Annotated in this window: 12 protein-coding genes; 7 read left to right on the top strand and 5 right to left on the bottom strand. The window is 36.0% G+C overall.

Going from position 1 to position 17,193, the window contains the following annotated elements; genetic code table 11:
* Nucleotides 1-746 precede the first annotated feature (746 nt).
* The 5 genes from HHU12_RS11080 (at nt 747) to HHU12_RS11100 (ending at nt 7,584) form a co-directional block, all read left to right on the top strand.
* Nucleotides 747-1,748: an aldo/keto reductase gene (locus tag HHU12_RS11080; RefSeq protein WP_169656810.1), complete on the top strand. Its 1,002-nt coding sequence runs from the start codon at nt 747-749 to the stop codon at nt 1,746-1,748.
* A gap of 166 nt (nt 1,749-1,914) precedes the next feature.
* Nucleotides 1,915-3,435, top strand: coding sequence for an arylsulfatase (locus tag HHU12_RS11085; protein WP_169656811.1), 1,521 nt, complete (start codon nt 1,915-1,917; stop codon nt 3,433-3,435).
* Nucleotides 3,436-3,698: 263 nt separating this feature from the next.
* Nucleotides 3,699-4,634 (top strand): bifunctional methionine sulfoxide reductase B/A protein, encoded by a 936-nt coding sequence (locus tag HHU12_RS11090; protein ID WP_169656812.1) that lies wholly within the window; start codon nt 3,699-3,701, stop codon nt 4,632-4,634.
* A gap of 94 nt (nt 4,635-4,728) precedes the next feature.
* Nucleotides 4,729-5,307, top strand: coding sequence for a glutamine amidotransferase-related protein (locus HHU12_RS11095; RefSeq protein WP_169656813.1), 579 nt, complete (start codon nt 4,729-4,731; stop codon nt 5,305-5,307).
* Nucleotides 5,308-5,415: 108 nt separating this feature from the next.
* Nucleotides 5,416-7,584 carry a SpoIIE family protein phosphatase gene (locus tag HHU12_RS11100; protein WP_169656814.1) on the top strand — a complete coding sequence of 723 codons (2,169 nt, stop codon included), beginning with the start codon at nt 5,416-5,418 and terminating at the stop codon, nt 7,582-7,584.
* A 180-nt stretch (nt 7,585-7,764) separates the two neighbouring features.
* On the opposite strand, the gene trhA is transcribed toward HHU12_RS11100, so the two are convergent.
* From trhA to HHU12_RS11125, 5 genes are all read right to left on the bottom strand, one after another.
* Nucleotides 7,765-8,382, bottom strand: coding sequence for a PAQR family membrane homeostasis protein TrhA (gene trhA / locus HHU12_RS11105; protein ID WP_169656815.1), 618 nt, complete (start codon nt 8,380-8,382; stop codon nt 7,765-7,767).
* Nucleotides 8,383-8,494: 112 nt separating this feature from the next.
* Nucleotides 8,495-11,944, bottom strand: coding sequence for a CHAT domain-containing protein (locus HHU12_RS11110; protein WP_169656816.1), 3,450 nt, complete (start codon nt 11,942-11,944; stop codon nt 8,495-8,497).
* 141 nt (nt 11,945-12,085) lie between these two features.
* The gene (nqrF, locus tag HHU12_RS11115; RefSeq protein ID WP_169656817.1) at nt 12,086-13,396 is read right to left on the bottom strand and encodes an NADH:ubiquinone reductase (Na(+)-transporting) subunit F; all 1,311 of its coding nucleotides are present in this window, start codon (nt 13,394-13,396) and stop codon (nt 12,086-12,088) included.
* A gap of 230 nt (nt 13,397-13,626) precedes the next feature.
* A complete protein-coding gene (locus HHU12_RS11120) occupies nt 13,627-14,940 on the bottom strand; it encodes an ABC transporter permease (RefSeq protein WP_169656818.1) in 1,314 nt (437 codons plus the stop codon).
* Nucleotides 14,941-14,944: 4 nt separating this feature from the next.
* The gene (locus HHU12_RS11125) at nt 14,945-15,874 is read right to left on the bottom strand and encodes an ABC transporter ATP-binding protein (protein WP_169656819.1); all 930 of its coding nucleotides are present in this window, start codon (nt 15,872-15,874) and stop codon (nt 14,945-14,947) included.
* Between the two features lie 238 nt (nt 15,875-16,112).
* Here HHU12_RS11125 and HHU12_RS11130 point away from each other — a divergent pair, with 238 nt between their 5' ends.
* Both HHU12_RS11130 and HHU12_RS11135 read left to right on the top strand, forming a co-directional pair.
* Entirely contained in the window at nt 16,113-16,307 is a 195-nt protein-coding gene (locus tag HHU12_RS11130; RefSeq protein WP_062617156.1) for a hypothetical protein, read from the top strand.
* 290 nt (nt 16,308-16,597) lie between these two features.
* The gene (locus HHU12_RS11135; protein WP_169656820.1) at nt 16,598-17,191 is read left to right on the top strand and encodes a YtfJ family protein; all 594 of its coding nucleotides are present in this window, start codon (nt 16,598-16,600) and stop codon (nt 17,189-17,191) included.
* The last annotated feature ends 2 nt before the right edge of the window (nt 17,192-17,193 follow it).

The following is a 17,193-nucleotide window of genomic DNA, read 5'->3' on the forward strand; positions in this document are numbered from 1 at the left end:
TCTTCCCTCCGAGGGGCGAAACAGCTTTCTTTCAAGCTGTCGGGATAGTTTGCATGCAGGGCAAACAAAAAAACCTATTGAGTAAACTCAATAGGTCAAAGTGTTATGTATAATATATGTCTTTATTGGTTAAGGTATAATATCTATAATGAAACCGCTAGTGCGATTGCGAATCCTACCGCGATAACCACTGTTGCAATTGTGAAATTTTTCATGTCTATAGTGTTTATATATGATTAAAACTATTTCTCTTTTTTTGTACTTCAAATGTATATCTTACCCTTATTATTACCAAACTTTTTTTAAAGTATTTTTTACACTTATTGAAAGATGTTTTTATAATTTTTCAAAGAATGAGCTTTATTTTTAAATTCTTAAAAACAACCCCTTTAAATATTTTCAATAACACATAAAATAAAGTGTAATTAATACGGAAAAAATAATTTCATAAAAGTTGAAAAAAGTTGTTTTTAAGGCAAAAACAGAAGGTAAAATTGGCTATAAACGCCCCTCTTGTTGGGCTCTTTTTTTTGATCAATAAATTATTTAATCAATTATGGAATAATGCAATCTGTTTTTTTTGTTTTTAAGAAAAAAAGACCGCATTTTGGATGTCCATATTTTTTAACTTGGTTCATGAAAAGGAACCGAGACCTATACTATTAATATTATGAGCAATTTAACTGTGCTTTATTGGTTCATAAGTACTAAGACACCTAAATTGCTTTATAGACTCCGAAAAATTTATGAATAAAAACTCAATTATTCCATTTGGTAAAACTAACCTTTATGTTTCTAGAGTTGGATTGGGATTGGCAGCGTTGGGAAGACCTGGATATATAAACCTTGGACACGGAAGCGACCTTAACAATAACTACGATATAGATGTAATGCAAAAGAATGCGGCAGAAGTGATGGACATCGCTTTCAAAAATGGCATTCATTATTTTGATACGGCTAGAAGCTACGGTAAAGGAGAATTATTTTTAAAAAGCTGGCTGGATCAGCAAGAAAATACATCAAAATTGGTGATCGGTTCTAAGTGGGGGTATGAATATACTGCTGAATGGAACGTGAAGGCTGAACACCACGAAATTAAAAGTCATAATATTGACCTTCTAAAAAAACAATGGGCTGAAAGCGTCACCTTGCTGGATGATCATTTGAATATTTACCATATTCACTCCGCTACTTTAGAAAGCGGCGTTCTGGACAATGAAGAAGTCATCCAACAGCTTTGGGATATAAAAGCTACAGGTACAGTCATTGGGCTTTCACTAAGTGGTGAAAAACAAGGAGAAACGCTTGAAAAAGCTTTGAAAATACAAAGAGAAGGAGAACACCTTTTCCAATCCGTACAAGCTACTTACAATATTTTGGAAAGGTCAGCTTCTAAAATGCTGGAAGAAGCCGCCTATCAAGGATGGGGCGTTATCATCAAAGAGGTGGTAGCCAACGGACGTCTGACAGATAGAAATGAAGAAGAGGATTTTAAACCTTTCAAGCAGAAACTGACTTCAATTGCTCAAAAGCATGAGGTAGGAATTGATGCAATCGCTATGGCTTTTGTACTATCTCAACCTTGGGTTTCGGTGGCATTAAGCGGTGCTTCTACACCACAAATGCTTTTGGATAATCTAAAAGGTGCTGAAGTGCAGCTCGATATGTTTGATCTTCAAATGCTGGATGAAATTTTTGAAGAAAGTGAAATCTACTGGCAGAAAAGAAAAGAACTAGATTGGAATTAATTGATAATGTTCTAACTTTACAAGTACCTATTAATGAATAGATTTAATAGGTACTTAAGCATCTACAACTCCAAAACAACTTTTTAATTGCTCAGAAATCTAAAGACAGCAATAGAAAGCAACCTAGAATTACTTAACTATATCTATATATCAAGACCATTAAACTATGAGAAAATTACTTTTTTTCTTCACACTATTCATTATCGCATTTTCAGTCGATGCCCAGAAAAAAAGCAAAAACAAGAAACCTAATATTCTTGTGATATGGGGTGATGACATAGGCTGGGCCAATATCAGTAAATATAACCACGGCATGATGGGGTATCAAACTCCAAATATTGATCGTATTGCCAACGAAGGGGCTATGTTTACAGACTGGTATGCTCAACAGTCGTGTACTGCCGGAAGAGCCGCTTTTATTTTAGGACAGCATCCTTTTAGAACTGGTTTGCTTACCATTGGTATGCCTGGCTCAAAACAAGGCATCAAGGACAATCAGCCCACTATTGCGGAGTTATTAAGACCTCTGGGATATACTTCTGGACAATTTGGTAAAAACCACTTAGGAGATCAGGATGAGCACCTCCCTACTAATCATGGTTTTGATGAATTCTTTGGTAATCTATACCATTTGAATGCTGAAGAAGAACCAGAAACTTATTACTATCCTAAAGATCCTGAATTCCATAAAAAATTCGGCCCACGTGGCGTCATTCACTCTTATGCTGATGGTCGTGTACAAGATACAGGTCCTTTGACAAGAAAAAGAATGGAAACTGTGGATGATGAATTCACACAAGCCGCACTTCAGTTTATTGAAAAAGCACACGAAGAAGGCAAACCATTCTTTGTATGGTTAAGTGCTACGAGAATGCACGTTTGGACCCACCTGAAAGAAGAAAGTAGAGGTGTAACTGGTATTGGTCTCTATCCTGATGGGATGGTGGAACACGATAAAAATATAGGTATAGTACTGGCAAAATTAGAGGAGCTCGGTATTATTGACAACACCATGATCATGTACTCTACAGATAACGGTGCAGAGAAATTCTCTTGGCCTGACGGTGGTTCTACTCCTTTTGCAGGAGAGAAGGGAACAACTTGGGAAGGAGGTTTCAGAGTACCTTGTGCGATTCGTTGGCCAGGCGTAATCAAGCCCGGTACTATCGACAATAACATTTACTCGCATGAAGATATGTTACCGACAATCTTAGCCGCTGCAGGAGTTTCAGATGTAAAAGAAAAACTTTTGACAGGTTATAAGGCTGGAGACAAGACTTTCAAGGTACACTTGGACGGTTATAATCAAATGAGTTTCTGGAAAGGAGATATTGATAAAGCACCGCGTAATGAGATCTTCTATTTTGATGCGGCTGGAAATCTGAATGCTTTAAGGTATCAGGACTGGAAACTGCATTTTGCTATTATGGAAGGTGCTATTAATACCGCCTACAGAAAAACTCCTTCATGGCCTATCCTTATTAATCTGAGAGCAGACCCTTATGAAGTCTCTTACAAATCAGCCTTATATATCCGCTGGTTTGCAGATAATATGTGGACTTTCGTTCCTGCTCAAGCCTTCACTGCAAAGTTCTTAGCTACTTTCAAAGAGTTTCCTCCTGTTCAAGGTTCCTCTTTGGGTATCGATAAAGTGTTGCAATCGCTACAGACAACACCGAAAAATTAATACATAAAGTGAACCGACCAATAGACCTCCTCAATTAAGTTTGTGGAGGTTTTTTATTCTGAAATCCTATTCATCAATTATTTTATTTAAAATCTTATTGGCCAACGGAGCAGTATAAATTCGTGAAGAGGGACCTCTTTTTTATCATCAAAAAATGTTAAATCAACACCGAATCAAAACAAATGTGAACTCTACCACATTTCATATGTAGATACTTCCGTAACATTGTATTCATAGAATAATACAAACCTAAATAAAACATTATGAAAAGGATACTCGGATTACTTACATTATTATTAGCGTTAAGCAGCATTACATTTAGTCAGGATATGGAGAAGAAAACAAAATTTAACCCTCTTACAGATTTTGAGAAATATGTTATAGTTCACAAAGGAACAGAACGACCAGGAACTGGTATTTATAATGCTCATTTTGAAGAAGGAACCTATACCTGTAAGAGATGTGATACACCACTTTATAAATCAGATGATAAGTTTGACTCCCACTGTGGATGGCCAAGTTTTGATGATGAAATTGAAGGTGCTGTTAAAAGAGAAACGGATGCTGACGGTAGAAGAACTGAAATTTTATGTGCCAACTGTGATGCACACTTAGGTCACGTATTTATTGGTGAACGATTGACAGACAAAAACACGAGACATTGTGTCAACTCAGCATCATTGAATTTTACGCCTGCTGAAGAAGAAAAAGCAGCTGAAACAAACGTAGCTATTTTTGCCGGTGGATGTTTCTGGGGAGTAGAATATTACTTCGCAAAACTGCCAGGTGTTATCAGTACATCCGTAGGCTATACGGGAGGCGAAAAGAATAACCCTACTTACAAAGAAGTATGCTACACTGATACAGGACATGCAGAAGCTTTGGAAATCAAATATGATCCCAATAAAGTTTCTTATGAGGAGTTAGCAAGGTTATTTTTTGAAATTCATGATCCTACTCAAGTCAACAGACAAGGTCCTGATGTTGGAAAGCAGTACCGATCAGAGGTGTTCTATACTTCAAATTATCAGAAGGAAATTGCTGATAAACTAATCAAGGAATTAGAAGATAAAGGGTACAATGTTGCTACTAAAGTAACAAAAGCGTCCACGTTCTGGGATGCTGAAGAATACCATCAAATGTATTACTTCAAAAAGAAATCAAAACCTTATTGTCATATCAAAACAGAGAGATTCTAATAACGCTCAAACTAACCAGCCCATGGGACTTTTAATTCCATGGGCTTTTTTATATCTTGATGGTTATAAGTACTTCTAACTAAATAAATATAAAGTGGATTTAAAGCATTTGATTGTCAATTGCGGCAGTGTAAAAACGAAGCATTTTGGTGAAATCTTAGAGCAGGATAAATTAGAATATTCTATTGTCAACATTGACAAACTTACGGACGAACATCTGAAAAATGCCGATAAGATCATCATCAGCGGTGCTCCTATTTTGCTGACAGAAGTAGACCCAAAACCCTATTTAAAGCAATTTGAAATATTAAAAACTCTTAGCACACCTGTTTTAGGTGTATGTTTTGGCCATCAAATTTTGGGAATACTTGAAGGCGGGCAAATTAAAAGAACAGAAGAGGCTCGAAGTCTGGAAACAATACATCAGTGCGGTCCTTCACCTCTGTTTGATAGTATCCCGCAAGACAGTTCTTTTGCAGAAGACCACTGTGAAAGTGTTACGTTGAGTGAGAATTTCAAATTATTAGCATTTTCTGATTCCTGTGAAAATGAAGCCATGCAACATAAGCATTTGAATTGGTGGGGAGTACAATTTCACCCAGAAGTGTCCGAAGAATATGGTACTTTACTAATGAAAAATTGGTTAAATCTTTGCTCTTCGACAAATAAATAATTAAACCATTACAAGATAAAAACTGTGCAAACTGTATATAAATTTGCCTCAATCGTTCTTAGTTTACTTCTATGCTTTAATCTGACAGCATTCAGCAGTGTGAAGCAATTGAGCATTAAACAGGGTATGAAAATGGAAGATAGTGCCAATAAAGTGGAAGTACTATCAGCAATGGCTTTATTGGAAATAGAGAAAAATCCTTCATCGCAAAAGGAACCTTTTCTTTTAATAAATCAAGCAATACGCACTGCCAAGAAGATTTCTAATAATCAATCTCTGGCAATGGCGTATAACACCAAAGCAATTATTTTCAGAGAATTTTCTACCTTCTCACAGGCGGTGAGTTTTCATCAGAAAGCCATAAAACTATCTGAAAAATCTACTCAGGAATCAGATAAGGTCAACTTCCTGCTAGACCTTGGTGCCACTTATAGGGTAAGCCTTGATTTTGAAAACGCCAAATCCTCTTTTGAAGAAGCACAAGCTTTATCTAACACTCTTCAATTGCCTATTTTAGAAGTGATCTCTTATTTAAATATTGGTTTCCTGTATACTTCACTCGAAATTCAAGATGAAGCACTTCCCTATTTTGAAAAAGCAGAAAAGATAGCAAGTGAAAACAGTATTAAAGATGCCTATATTCTTGCTATTATTGGTAAAGGAATCAACTATTCGTTAGGAAATGATCCTGCTTTATCAAAAGCTAAAAAATTCTTCGTGCAAGCTGTTACAAGTAGTAAGAAGAATGAGAAAAAGTATTTCGAAGGTGTTTCCAGAATATTTTTAGGTAGGACCTATTTAAGAATGAATAAAATCAGCGATGCTTACCGTCAGCTGAATTCTTCTGTTGGGTTACTGGAAAAATACAAGTACAAGCCGGTTTTGAAAGTGGAATACAGAAGCCTGGATGATGTGATGAAATTCAGAAACTTCTACTCTCAGGCACTTTCATATTTCAACAGTATAAAATATTACAGAGGAGAAATTTCTCAAAGTCAATATAATGCCGCCGTTAAAGAAGAGCTTGAACTCTTTGGAAACCCTGATCAAGATGAGCTGGAACAACTAAGAGATGCTTTAGCAGAACTGAAAAACCACTACTCTTTTCTTGACAGTATCAATCAGCTGGATGAAGAAGAAGCAGTTTATCTGTTAAAAAACTACCTTGATCAGCAGAATAATAAAATGAACTCCCTTGAGTCTGACCGCTCTTACTTGAAAAAACTATTGGAAGAAACTGAGAAAGCCGCTAAGCAAAAAATTGAGATTTTGGAGCAAAAAAATCAGCTTCAAAAGGCTTTAATTTCCAAACAGTATTGGGCAGCTGCTACTTTATTATTACTGTTGGTATCACTCGGTGTGGTGGGAAGCCTACAGTATAAAAATGCGATTCAGAGAAAGAAAACCAACCTTGAGTTGAAAGCTAGGAATGAAAAAATATCAGAACAGAATTTTGAAATCCGTTCTACTGCTAATCAACTAGAAGATGCTCTTTCTTCTTTACAGCATCAGAGTAAAAAAACAGAAGAGAGTATTCATGCAGGCTGGCGTATTCAAAATGCGATGCTTCCTGCTGAAAAAAGTTTTTCTGACTTTTTCGCTACTCACTTTGTAATGTATCAGCCTAGAGATATTGTATCTGGTGATTTTTATTGGGTAGGCCAAAAGAATCAGCAGACAATCATTGCCGCATTAGATTGTACGGGGCATGGTATTCCGGGCGCGTTTATGTCTATGATGGGCAATGCATTGATGAATCAGGTGGTCAATATTGAAGGGCTTACCTCGCCTTCTGAGATACTCGCCAAAATTGACAAGTACATCGCGCAAGCTTTACATCAGGATGAAAATGAAGATTCACGTGAAGGTATGGATGTAGCCATCTGTACAATTGCTGAGGATAAAAAATCATTGCAGTACGCAGGTGCAAAAAATCCGCTTCTAGTAGTGAAGAATAATGGACAACATGAGTTCTACAAAGGAACTAACCGTCATGTGGGTGGCAACAGAGTAAAGAACAAACAGAAAACCTACGAGGAGCACAATATTACTATTGACTCAACGGATACTTTCTATATCTATTCTGATGGTATTCAAGATCAGTTTGGCGGTCAGGAGAATAAGAAATACATGAGAAAACAGTTGATTGAGGACCTCTGCAAATGGAATCAACTTCCACTTGCACAGCAAAAAGAAAATATGATCAAGAAGTTTGACAACTGGAAAAACGGCAGCAAACAAATTGATGATATTCTGTTAATAGGCTTCAAATGTTAGGACTTAATCAATATTATATTTGGATTTTACAACGATTAACACAACAATATTTTAGTAATCGGAATTTTATTATTTCTTGCAAGTAGTTATTTAAAGCTTGAAGAAAATTTACTTTCGATTCATATAAATTACAGAGGCAATTCTTTTGAACATTGATTTGCCTCTTTTTATATTCAATTTCTAGGTATAGAGGTAAATTGACAAATACATCAGAATACTTCCTGCCAAAACAAACAGGTGCCAAATGGCATGATTGTATTTCAATTTTTCCCATACATAAAATACCACACCTAACGTATATGCTATTCCTCCTCCTATCAGCAACCAAAAACCGGCTCCTAATTCATGATATAAAGCACCTAGTTTAAAAACAGCAATCCATCCCATTCCGACATACAATGTCACTGAAATCCATTCATACTTTATCTTGAAAAATAACTTATAGATCATCCCTAAGAATGCAATCGTCCAGATGATAATTGCCACCGTCACTCCTCCATCATTTTCTAGCGAAAGCAATGCAAAAGGGGTATACGTTCCCGCAATTAAAAGATAGATACCACTGTGGTCTAATTTCCTCAGAAACTGTTTCAGTTTTTCTAATGCCACCATATGATATAAAGTAGAGGCCAAATACAACAAAATCATACTTGCTCCAAATACGCTATATACCACATAATCAAAAGGAGTGTTGGCTTTAATCAGCAGAAACAACAATCCTACAATACTCAACAATACACCAATTGCATGGGTAATTGTATTCCAAATTTCTTCACGGTCGCGGGTTAATAAATACATATCCTATAAATTTGAATGAATATTCATTTTATATTTATAAGACAATCTGAACTGTGAAGTTGTGACAATGAAGAATGTTAAAAAAAAGAATATTTTATGCTACTACTTCGACTTAATGCACCATCACAAACGCTCCCCAGTAATAAGGATCTCTGTATTCTTTCATCAAAGTCAATTGAGCATTTCTAAAAGCCTGATCAATGTCTTTGGTTTTAAACCATTGCTCATAAAATTCATTCATCAATTTTTGAGTAGCCACATCATCTACACTCCAAAGGCTCATCACTATTGTCTTTACCCCTGCAATACTAAAGGCATATTGCAAACCTGAAATACCATCACCATCCGCTATATCAGACACGCCAGATTGACAAGCTGAAAGGATCAATAAAGAGGTATTTTTCAAGTTCAATCCTTTCACCTCATACGCCGTCAGAATTCCATCATTGCCTGATTTATAAATGTCCCTTACAGTTTTATCATTGTTGGAGGAAATTTCGGTAAAGAATAAGCCTGATTTTAACAGCGGGTTTTGAAGAATTGGATTGATCAATTCATCAATATAAATACCGTGTGTGGCAATATGCATGATTGCTGGAGAGGAAGGCAGTTTTTTGATATTGTTTTCAGTGGCCTCATTTTCATAATAGGCATTTACATTCCATCCTCTGCTTGAAAATAAAGCCTGAGTATTTTCAAGTTCTGTTTTTGTTCCAGGAAGATTCTCAAGGTAGAATGAATACTTCTCTTGATCTGAAGCACTGTTACCAGTTGCCTCTCTCACCCCTAAATCTTCCGCATTTCCCTCAAAAGATGGATTACCGAATAAACAGATATTATTATTTTTAAAATTGGATAATTGTTTTTTCGTTCTAATATCCGATGTGCTGATCACCAAATGAATATCCTCCTCTTCAATCAAATATTTTTCGGTCACATCATTATATAAAACATTCAAATTAATGGCATTATAGATACCATCTTTACTTAAATAAATAGTCTCAATATCTTCTTCCCATTCTTCTAGTCCCTCCTTGATTGGTTTCCAGTAATACTTATAAGAAGAAACTTTTTTAGTAGTATTTTTTTTATAAACCAACGACCTTCTTTTAGGTTGGATTTCTTTGGTATATATACTGAACAAGTCATTTTCTAGTAACTGAGCATTGCCAATAGGGATGAACTTCGGCAGTTTACAATCTTTAGAAATTGCTATTGCCACATAAAATTCTGAAGTTTTATCTATGGTTTTTAGTTTTATAATTTCAACAGCTACCTCCTTCTCTTTTAGGTGACGTTGTATTTCCTTCCATGAGATATACTCTGATACATTCAATGAATCCTCATCTGAATTTGAAGCAAAAGTCAATGATTTCTCCAAGTTATTTATTCTATCCGTGAGCATGTAAGTATCTATCTTCAAGTCATTACGCTCTTGAATGGAAAAGAAATTAGCAGTAGCTAACTTTGATTTTTGCTGATTGAGGTGTTGGTTGTAGTTCGTAAAATTCATCTGACGTCTGTATTTGCCCAGACTTTCAATTTTCTTTTTCCTGACAATCGCCTCATTCAAAAAGTACTTCCTATAATTGATCTGAAGATCATAGCACTTTTCTACCATCAATCCCGACTTATAACCTTCGGGCATTGACATCAAACTGAAAAAATATCGGAAAATGCCTGATGTATGATGCACATAATTGATCTTTTCATCTTCACTTGTAAAATTGAGCTGTGTATCATATTGATTCAAACGGATATTGACACCTCTTATCGCTAATTCCCTTGCTTCTTCCCAGTTGCCCTGTAATGCTTTCACATAAGCAATTCTTCCTAAAAACGCAGGGAAATAAACGGATTCATCTGTGAACTTTCCTTTTAAAACTCTATACTCATCCAAGGCTTTATCTAATTCACCTTTTTTGATATAGATATTTCCCATATAATCGATGATTTGAATTTTCTGAAAATGCAATTCCTCAACCCCGTGTTTATTAGCAAAGTCAAGTGCTTTTCTAAAGTAGGTAATCGCCTCATCATATTTTAAAGCATCAGAACAGAGACCTCCCTTCAAAGTATTGGTTTTGATAAATAAGGGATGTTTTGGATTGACAAAACGAGTAAGCGTATCCTCTATATTTGTAATCTGCATCATCGCTTCCGTCTCATCGATCAGTTTCTCATACCACTGAGCAGACAAAAGTGTTAATTTCAAATCTAAGTAAGTCACACTTTTATTTCTTCCTCTTTTTTCTAGAAAGTGGACTTCATTTTCACATAAACCTATTGCATTCTGCAACCTGCCCAAAGTGATAAAAAGCTCTGTCAGGGTCACAATTGCTTTGCTGTAATGCTTGGTGAAAAAGACTTTCTCTTGTCTGACAATGGAAACCAATTCCATCAATTTAAGCTCAGCATTGATATAATCTCCATTGATAAAACAAAGGTCGCCTTGTACTCTCAGATAAAAGAAATACAAATCTCTTCTAGTAGTATTCTCAATGCCCACACTTTCGAAATACTCACTTGCACTTTCTGCATCACCTTTTTGTAAATAAACATCAGCAATATTGAGCAATACTTCAGCCTCTAAATTGACATATTCCTTATACTTGCCTAAATATTTTTTAGCGATCTCAAAATAAAGAAGAGCGTTATCTAAATAGCCTGTTTCTGCAAGAATTTCACCCATCTTTAAGGCCGACATTACTGTAGCAATATGATTTTCTCCATAGTACTCCTTCCTATGGTTGTATAATTCTTCATAAAATGTATAAGACATTTTATATTCATTATCATATAAGTAATGTTTTGCCAATGCCTCCAGTAAAATAGAATACAAAGGACTTTTCTCCCTTTTCTTTTCTATGAGATCATTTTGAGTCTCTTGTAATAATACAAGTGATTTTTCAGGTTTATACCAATTTATATAAAGGTGTGAAAACTGAATTTTCAACCATTCAACCGAGATCGTATTAGCAGTTTTGCTTTTCATTAACTCTTCCTTATTCTCTTCTATAAATTGAAAAGATTTCAGGAAGTAATCTTCACTTTTCTGAAATTCTCCTAAATGAAGATTGAGAATAGCTCTATTGATATTGCATAAATTATAGTCAGGATGTTGTTTTGAAAGCGTTTTATAGTAGATCATTTCAGCCTCATTGAGCAAAGGGAAAGCGGCAAACTTGTCGCCTAAATTGATCTTGCAGAAAGCGAGATAATTGAGTGCTAATGCATAATCAGGATAAAGCCACCCAGAAGAAAGATTAATTATTGCAATGGCTCTTTCCAGGCTTTTTACAGCATCAGTATATTCATAATAAATAATATTGAGCTCAGCTTTCACCAAAAGAGGAATAACTACTTCAATCGCTTCATCACCATATTGATCTTCTGTGTCTTCAAGCCAAGTCGTCACTAGGTCTTTGGCTTCCTCTATTTTACCCTGATCTTTTAAAACATTGATTGAATCAGGCGTTATTTCATGAACTGCATAAGAAGTCACCGGCAATAGAAAGGCGCCGATTATAAGTAGAAAGTAAGTGGTAAGTTTATACATCATCTAAAGTTATAATTAGGTATCGTTTCTTAGGGGGAATACAAAGTTAATAACTTCAAACACAACTTGGGCTACAAATCTTTCTTTTAACAAAAAAAGACTGCCCTTTCGAACAGTCTTCTTTTATATATTTGAATGTATGGATTAACCACCGAAGTCGTCAAATAATACATTTTCTTTCGGTACACCGAAGTCTTCAGTCATCTTAATTACTGCTGCGTTCATCATAGGAGGTCCACAGAAGTAGAATTCGATTTCCTCTGGCTCGTCATGCTTACCTAAGTAGTTGTCAATTAAAGCTTGGTGAACAAATCCAACGAAACCATCGCCTTCTCTGTCAGCCATGTCTTTCTTAGGCACCCAGTTATCTTCTGGAAGTGGCTCAGACAATACTTTGTAGAAACGGAAGTTCGGGAATTCATCCTCGATCTTCTTGAAATCCTCTTCGTAGAATAACTCACGACGAGAACGACCACCATACCAGAACTGTACCTTACGGTCAGTTTTCAATGTGTGGAATAAGTGGAATAAGTGCGAACGCATTGGCGCCATACCTGCACCACCACCTACGTAGATCATCTCAGCGTCAGTCTCTTTGATGAAGAATTCACCGTAAGGACCTGATACTGTTACTTTATCACCTGGCTTACGTGAGAATACGTAAGAAGAACAGATACCTGGATTTACGTCCATCCAACCGTTTTTCGCTCTATCCCAAGGTGGAGTCGCGATACGGATGTTCAACATGACAATGTTACCTTCTGCAGGGTGGTTAGCCATTGAGTAAGCTCTGAAGATCTCCTCATCGTTAACCATTTTAAGATCCCAAAGACCGAATTTGTCCCATTCTGGTTGGTATTCGTCTGGTTTCTTACCCATACGAGGGTGAGCAGTGATATCGATATCCTTGAAGTTTACAGTTACTTCAGGAACGTCGATTTGGATATATCCACCTGCCTCGAAATCAAGTGTCTCACCTTCAGGAAGCTGTACTACGAATTCTTTAATGAAAGATGCCACGTTGTAGTTAGATACAACCTCACACTCCCATTTCTTAATTCCGAAGATTTCTTCTGGTATTTCTACTTGCATGTCATTTTTTACTTTAACCTGACAAGCAAGGCGGACATTTTCATGTTGTTCGGCACGGCTTAGGTGACCTACTTCGGTAGGGAGTACATCTCCACCACCGTCTGTAACGCGACATTTACACATCGCACACGTACCACCACCACCACAAGCAGAAGGCAAAAAGATTTTTTGCGCTGAAAGTGTCGTTAAAAGTGTTGAACCCGCAGCAACAACTACTGGGTTTGACTCATCACCGTTTAAAACGATGCTTACGTCACCACTTTGAACTAACTTCATCTGTGCGAATAGAAGTACGAAAACCAAAAACAGGATCAAGACCGTAAAGGCCACAATCGCTGCAGGTACTACTACTGATAGTTCCATAAATAAAAATTTGGAAAGATAAGTTTTAAAATTTCCTTAATCGGCTACAAATATAAAAGCCTTCTTCTCTAATTAAAAGTAAAACAGGCTATAAATATTCTAAATAAATGATATTAAATCTTCCTTTGTTAAATTGATATAAAACAGATGAAAATTCATTAATACAGAATACTAAACCACAGCAGTATTCTATCATTCATTTTTGAATTTGTACTTATATAACGTTTTGTTTAATTACTTCTGAACATCCATTTGAAAATTTCTGCGTAAGTAGGCTTTTTGCCATAAGTCAGCAAACCAATTCTGTAAATTCTGCTTGCGACCCAAAGTGAACCTACAAAACCTACCATCAGTGTTACCATGGAAATAAGCACCTCTGTACTAAAACCAATAAACGGCAATCGTATCATCATCACAACAGGCGAGGTCAATGGAAATACTGACAGCCAGAAAGCCATGGTTCCCTGCGGGTCTGACACTATACCTCCTGAAAGGGATATGGCCAAAATCAATGGCATCGTCACAGGCAACATAAATTGTTGTGAATCTGTTTCATTGTCTACACTTGCACCTATGGCGGCAAACAATGAGGAGTACATGAGATAAGCAAAGATGAAATAATAGATAAACACTAGGGTAGTTGTAGCAAAATCGAAATCACCTATGGTATAGTATAACTCCGTAAATTTATCTACTTCTACTGGAGGCTGTACATTGCTGTCAATTTGTGCAATTTTGTTTTGCTCAAACTCTTCGTAAGGAATATCTACAAAAGTGGACAATGTACTTACGGCAATAATTCCCAACATAATCCACAAAAAAAGCTGTGTTAGACCAACGGCCCCTACGCCAATGATTTTTCCTAACATCAATTGGAATGGCTTCACAGAAGAGACAATCACCTCTACTACTCTACTTGTTTTTTCTTCCAACACGCCCTTCATTACCATAGAAGAATACATAAAAACAAAAAAGTAAATCACCAATCCACCTACAATGCCAATCACACTTGAAATCCCAACATTACTATCAGACTCCTCTCCATCGCCTGTGAGACTGACTGTTCTGATAGGGATAGACTGATCTAATATTTTAATTTCCTCTTCCGTCACTCCTAATCGTGGCAGCCTCAATTCCTTTACTCTTCTTAATATCCTTTGCTCCAGTTCAGAAACAGCTTTTGCTCCCAAACCTTTGGATTCAAAAAGTACAACTCCTTTTGTATTATCGATTGTAAAATCTTTCGGTATAAATAAAAAGCCATCAATTGCTCCGCTGTTCAATTGCTCTTTACCATGGTCCAACCCTCCAAAAATTCTCAAAAACTTAAATGAAGCGGTATTATGGTCAAAATCATTTTCAAAAAGACCTGATTCATCTACTACCGCTATTTCTTTCTGATCGCCGTCAGAGATACTTGCCCAAATGATGATACCGTAAAAAGCAATAATCAACAACGGTCCTAAAATAGACATGATGATAAAAGAGCGCTTTTTTACCCGGTTCAAGTACTCTCTTTTTATTATTAATAAAATCTTGTTCATACGTTTACTGCTGTTCGGTAGTCGTTTTAATATTCCCGTTTTGTACTGCCTCAATAAAAATATCATGCATACTAGGAATATTTTCCTGCATACCTAAAATAGTGCTTTGCTTGGCGGCTTCTTCTAGCAATTGATTTGGAGAAGCATCAATGAGGCGTAAAGTTTGTTTATAACCGTACAATTCTTTTTCAGTAGAAGCGATCACTTTATGAGGCGTTGTACTGATGACCACCTCTTTTTCAGTGATCAAATCAAATTGATGATTTCTGTACGCATTCTTAATATCAAACTGCGTTCCTTCCAATACTTTTTTTGATTTATTGATGAGAGCAATACGGTCACACAGCTGTTCCACCGACTCCATTCTGTGTGTAGATAAAATAATAGTTGCCCCTAAATCTCTTAATCTGAAAATCTCATCTCTGATCAGTTGCGCATTTACAGGGTCAAAGCCCGAAAAAGGTTCATCAAGAATTAATAGTTTGGGCTCATGTATAACGGTGGTGATAAACTGCACTTTCTGTTGCATCCCTTTTGAAAGGCCTTCTAACTTGCTTTTAGACCAAGCTTTCAGTTCCAAACGGTCCAGCCAAAAGTTCGTCTTTTCTTTAGCCTCTTTTAAGGACATTCCCTTCAGCTGTGCCAGATACAAAATCTGTTCAGCTACTTTCATTTTTTTATAAAGCCCTCTTTCTTCTGGCAAATAACCCATTCTAAAAACATCCTCAGGCTTCAGAGGACGGCCATCAAAATAGATTTCGCCTTCATCTAATGAGATAATTTGTGTAATTGATCGAATCAAAGACGTTTTTCCTGCTCCATTAGGTCCAAGCAAACCATAAATACATTGCTTAGGAACAGTAATAGAAACGTTGTCCAAAGCGGTATGATTTGCATATTTTTTCGTAACACCCTTGATTTCTAATATATTCAATTTTTGGTATAGTATTAATATTGTAATAATTTATTGTACGCAAAATAAAACATATTCTCTTAAACGACCTATTTTTATTGAAAGATCCTCAATTCTGTACATCAACTAGTTCAAGTTCAGCATTTTCAGTAAATTGCAGTAGCTTAATGATTCAAAAGGTGCGAAAGGCACCGCCTACTATCACAGTCTTTATAGAGACTACAACTACTATTTATTTAAACCTAATTTTAAAACTATTATGATTAGATCAATTAAATCGCGCTACCACTTTAAGCGCACAGAAGCTAAGCCTAAAGTCAATAGAGAATTAGAAGGCTTTGACATCAAAATCAACAGTTCGGGAGAGATTGAAAGCTCTTATACTGTAGATCAACTCAATGAATTTTTGAATAAAAACGTTTTTGACAAGAAACTCAAAAACACCAACGAGTAATCAATAATGATTGTGATAATTTTTAATTATCCGTCTTTAATATATCGCAATAAAAGTCTTTCCTGAGCGGGAAGGCTTTTTTTGTTTTCATGGTTCTGGATAAAAAAATGAGACTCAATGCATTCCCTCCTTCACTAACTACAACCTCTATCTCATCCCTCATTATTAACATAATACAAAACAACCTTCTGATATTAAAAACCCTACTACTACTCCCTTAATAATTACAAATAAGATCAACTCATAGAAAGTAGCACCGTTACTAGAACTGTATTAAATGAAAAAAACTCATGAAAAAGATTTTACAACTTTCTATCTCTTTTGTACTAATAGCTTTCACAACTATTTCTGTTCAAGCTCAAGAAAAAAGCACTTTAAAGAGAGGTGACAAAATAGAAAAAGTGGATATCCGTGATTTGAACAACAATGATGCGGTAACGCCTGGTATAGGAGAGAAAGTAACATTAATCTTTTATCCTGATCCAGATAAACCTTCACAAAATGAATATTTCATTGAAGAAGTGAAAAAATGGAAATTCCCAGAGGATGAGTATTTAGCTTATGGTATTGTCAACCTTGCTGATTCTCCTTATCCAAATGGTATTATCCGTTTTATGACTCGTCAAGTAAGAAAGCGTTCGAAACAAGAAGCGGATGCCTTGATTCTTACGGATCCAAAACGTTTTATACAAGATGCCTGGAATACGGGTGATTGTAATAACACATTTCCAATTTTGTTAGTGGATGCTGATGGAACAGTATTGTTCTGGAAAGCAGGAGAATTGACAAAAGAAGAAGTAGATTTTGTGATTAATGAAATCAAAAACAGTGTTTCAGAATCACATAAATATACTGAAGAGGAAATGGCTCAGTTTGCTTTATAGTC

The sequence above is a fragment of the Flammeovirga aprica JL-4 genome (assembly GCF_012844305.1).
Taxonomy (GTDB): Bacteria; Bacteroidota; Bacteroidia; order Cytophagales; family Flammeovirgaceae; genus Flammeovirga; species Flammeovirga aprica.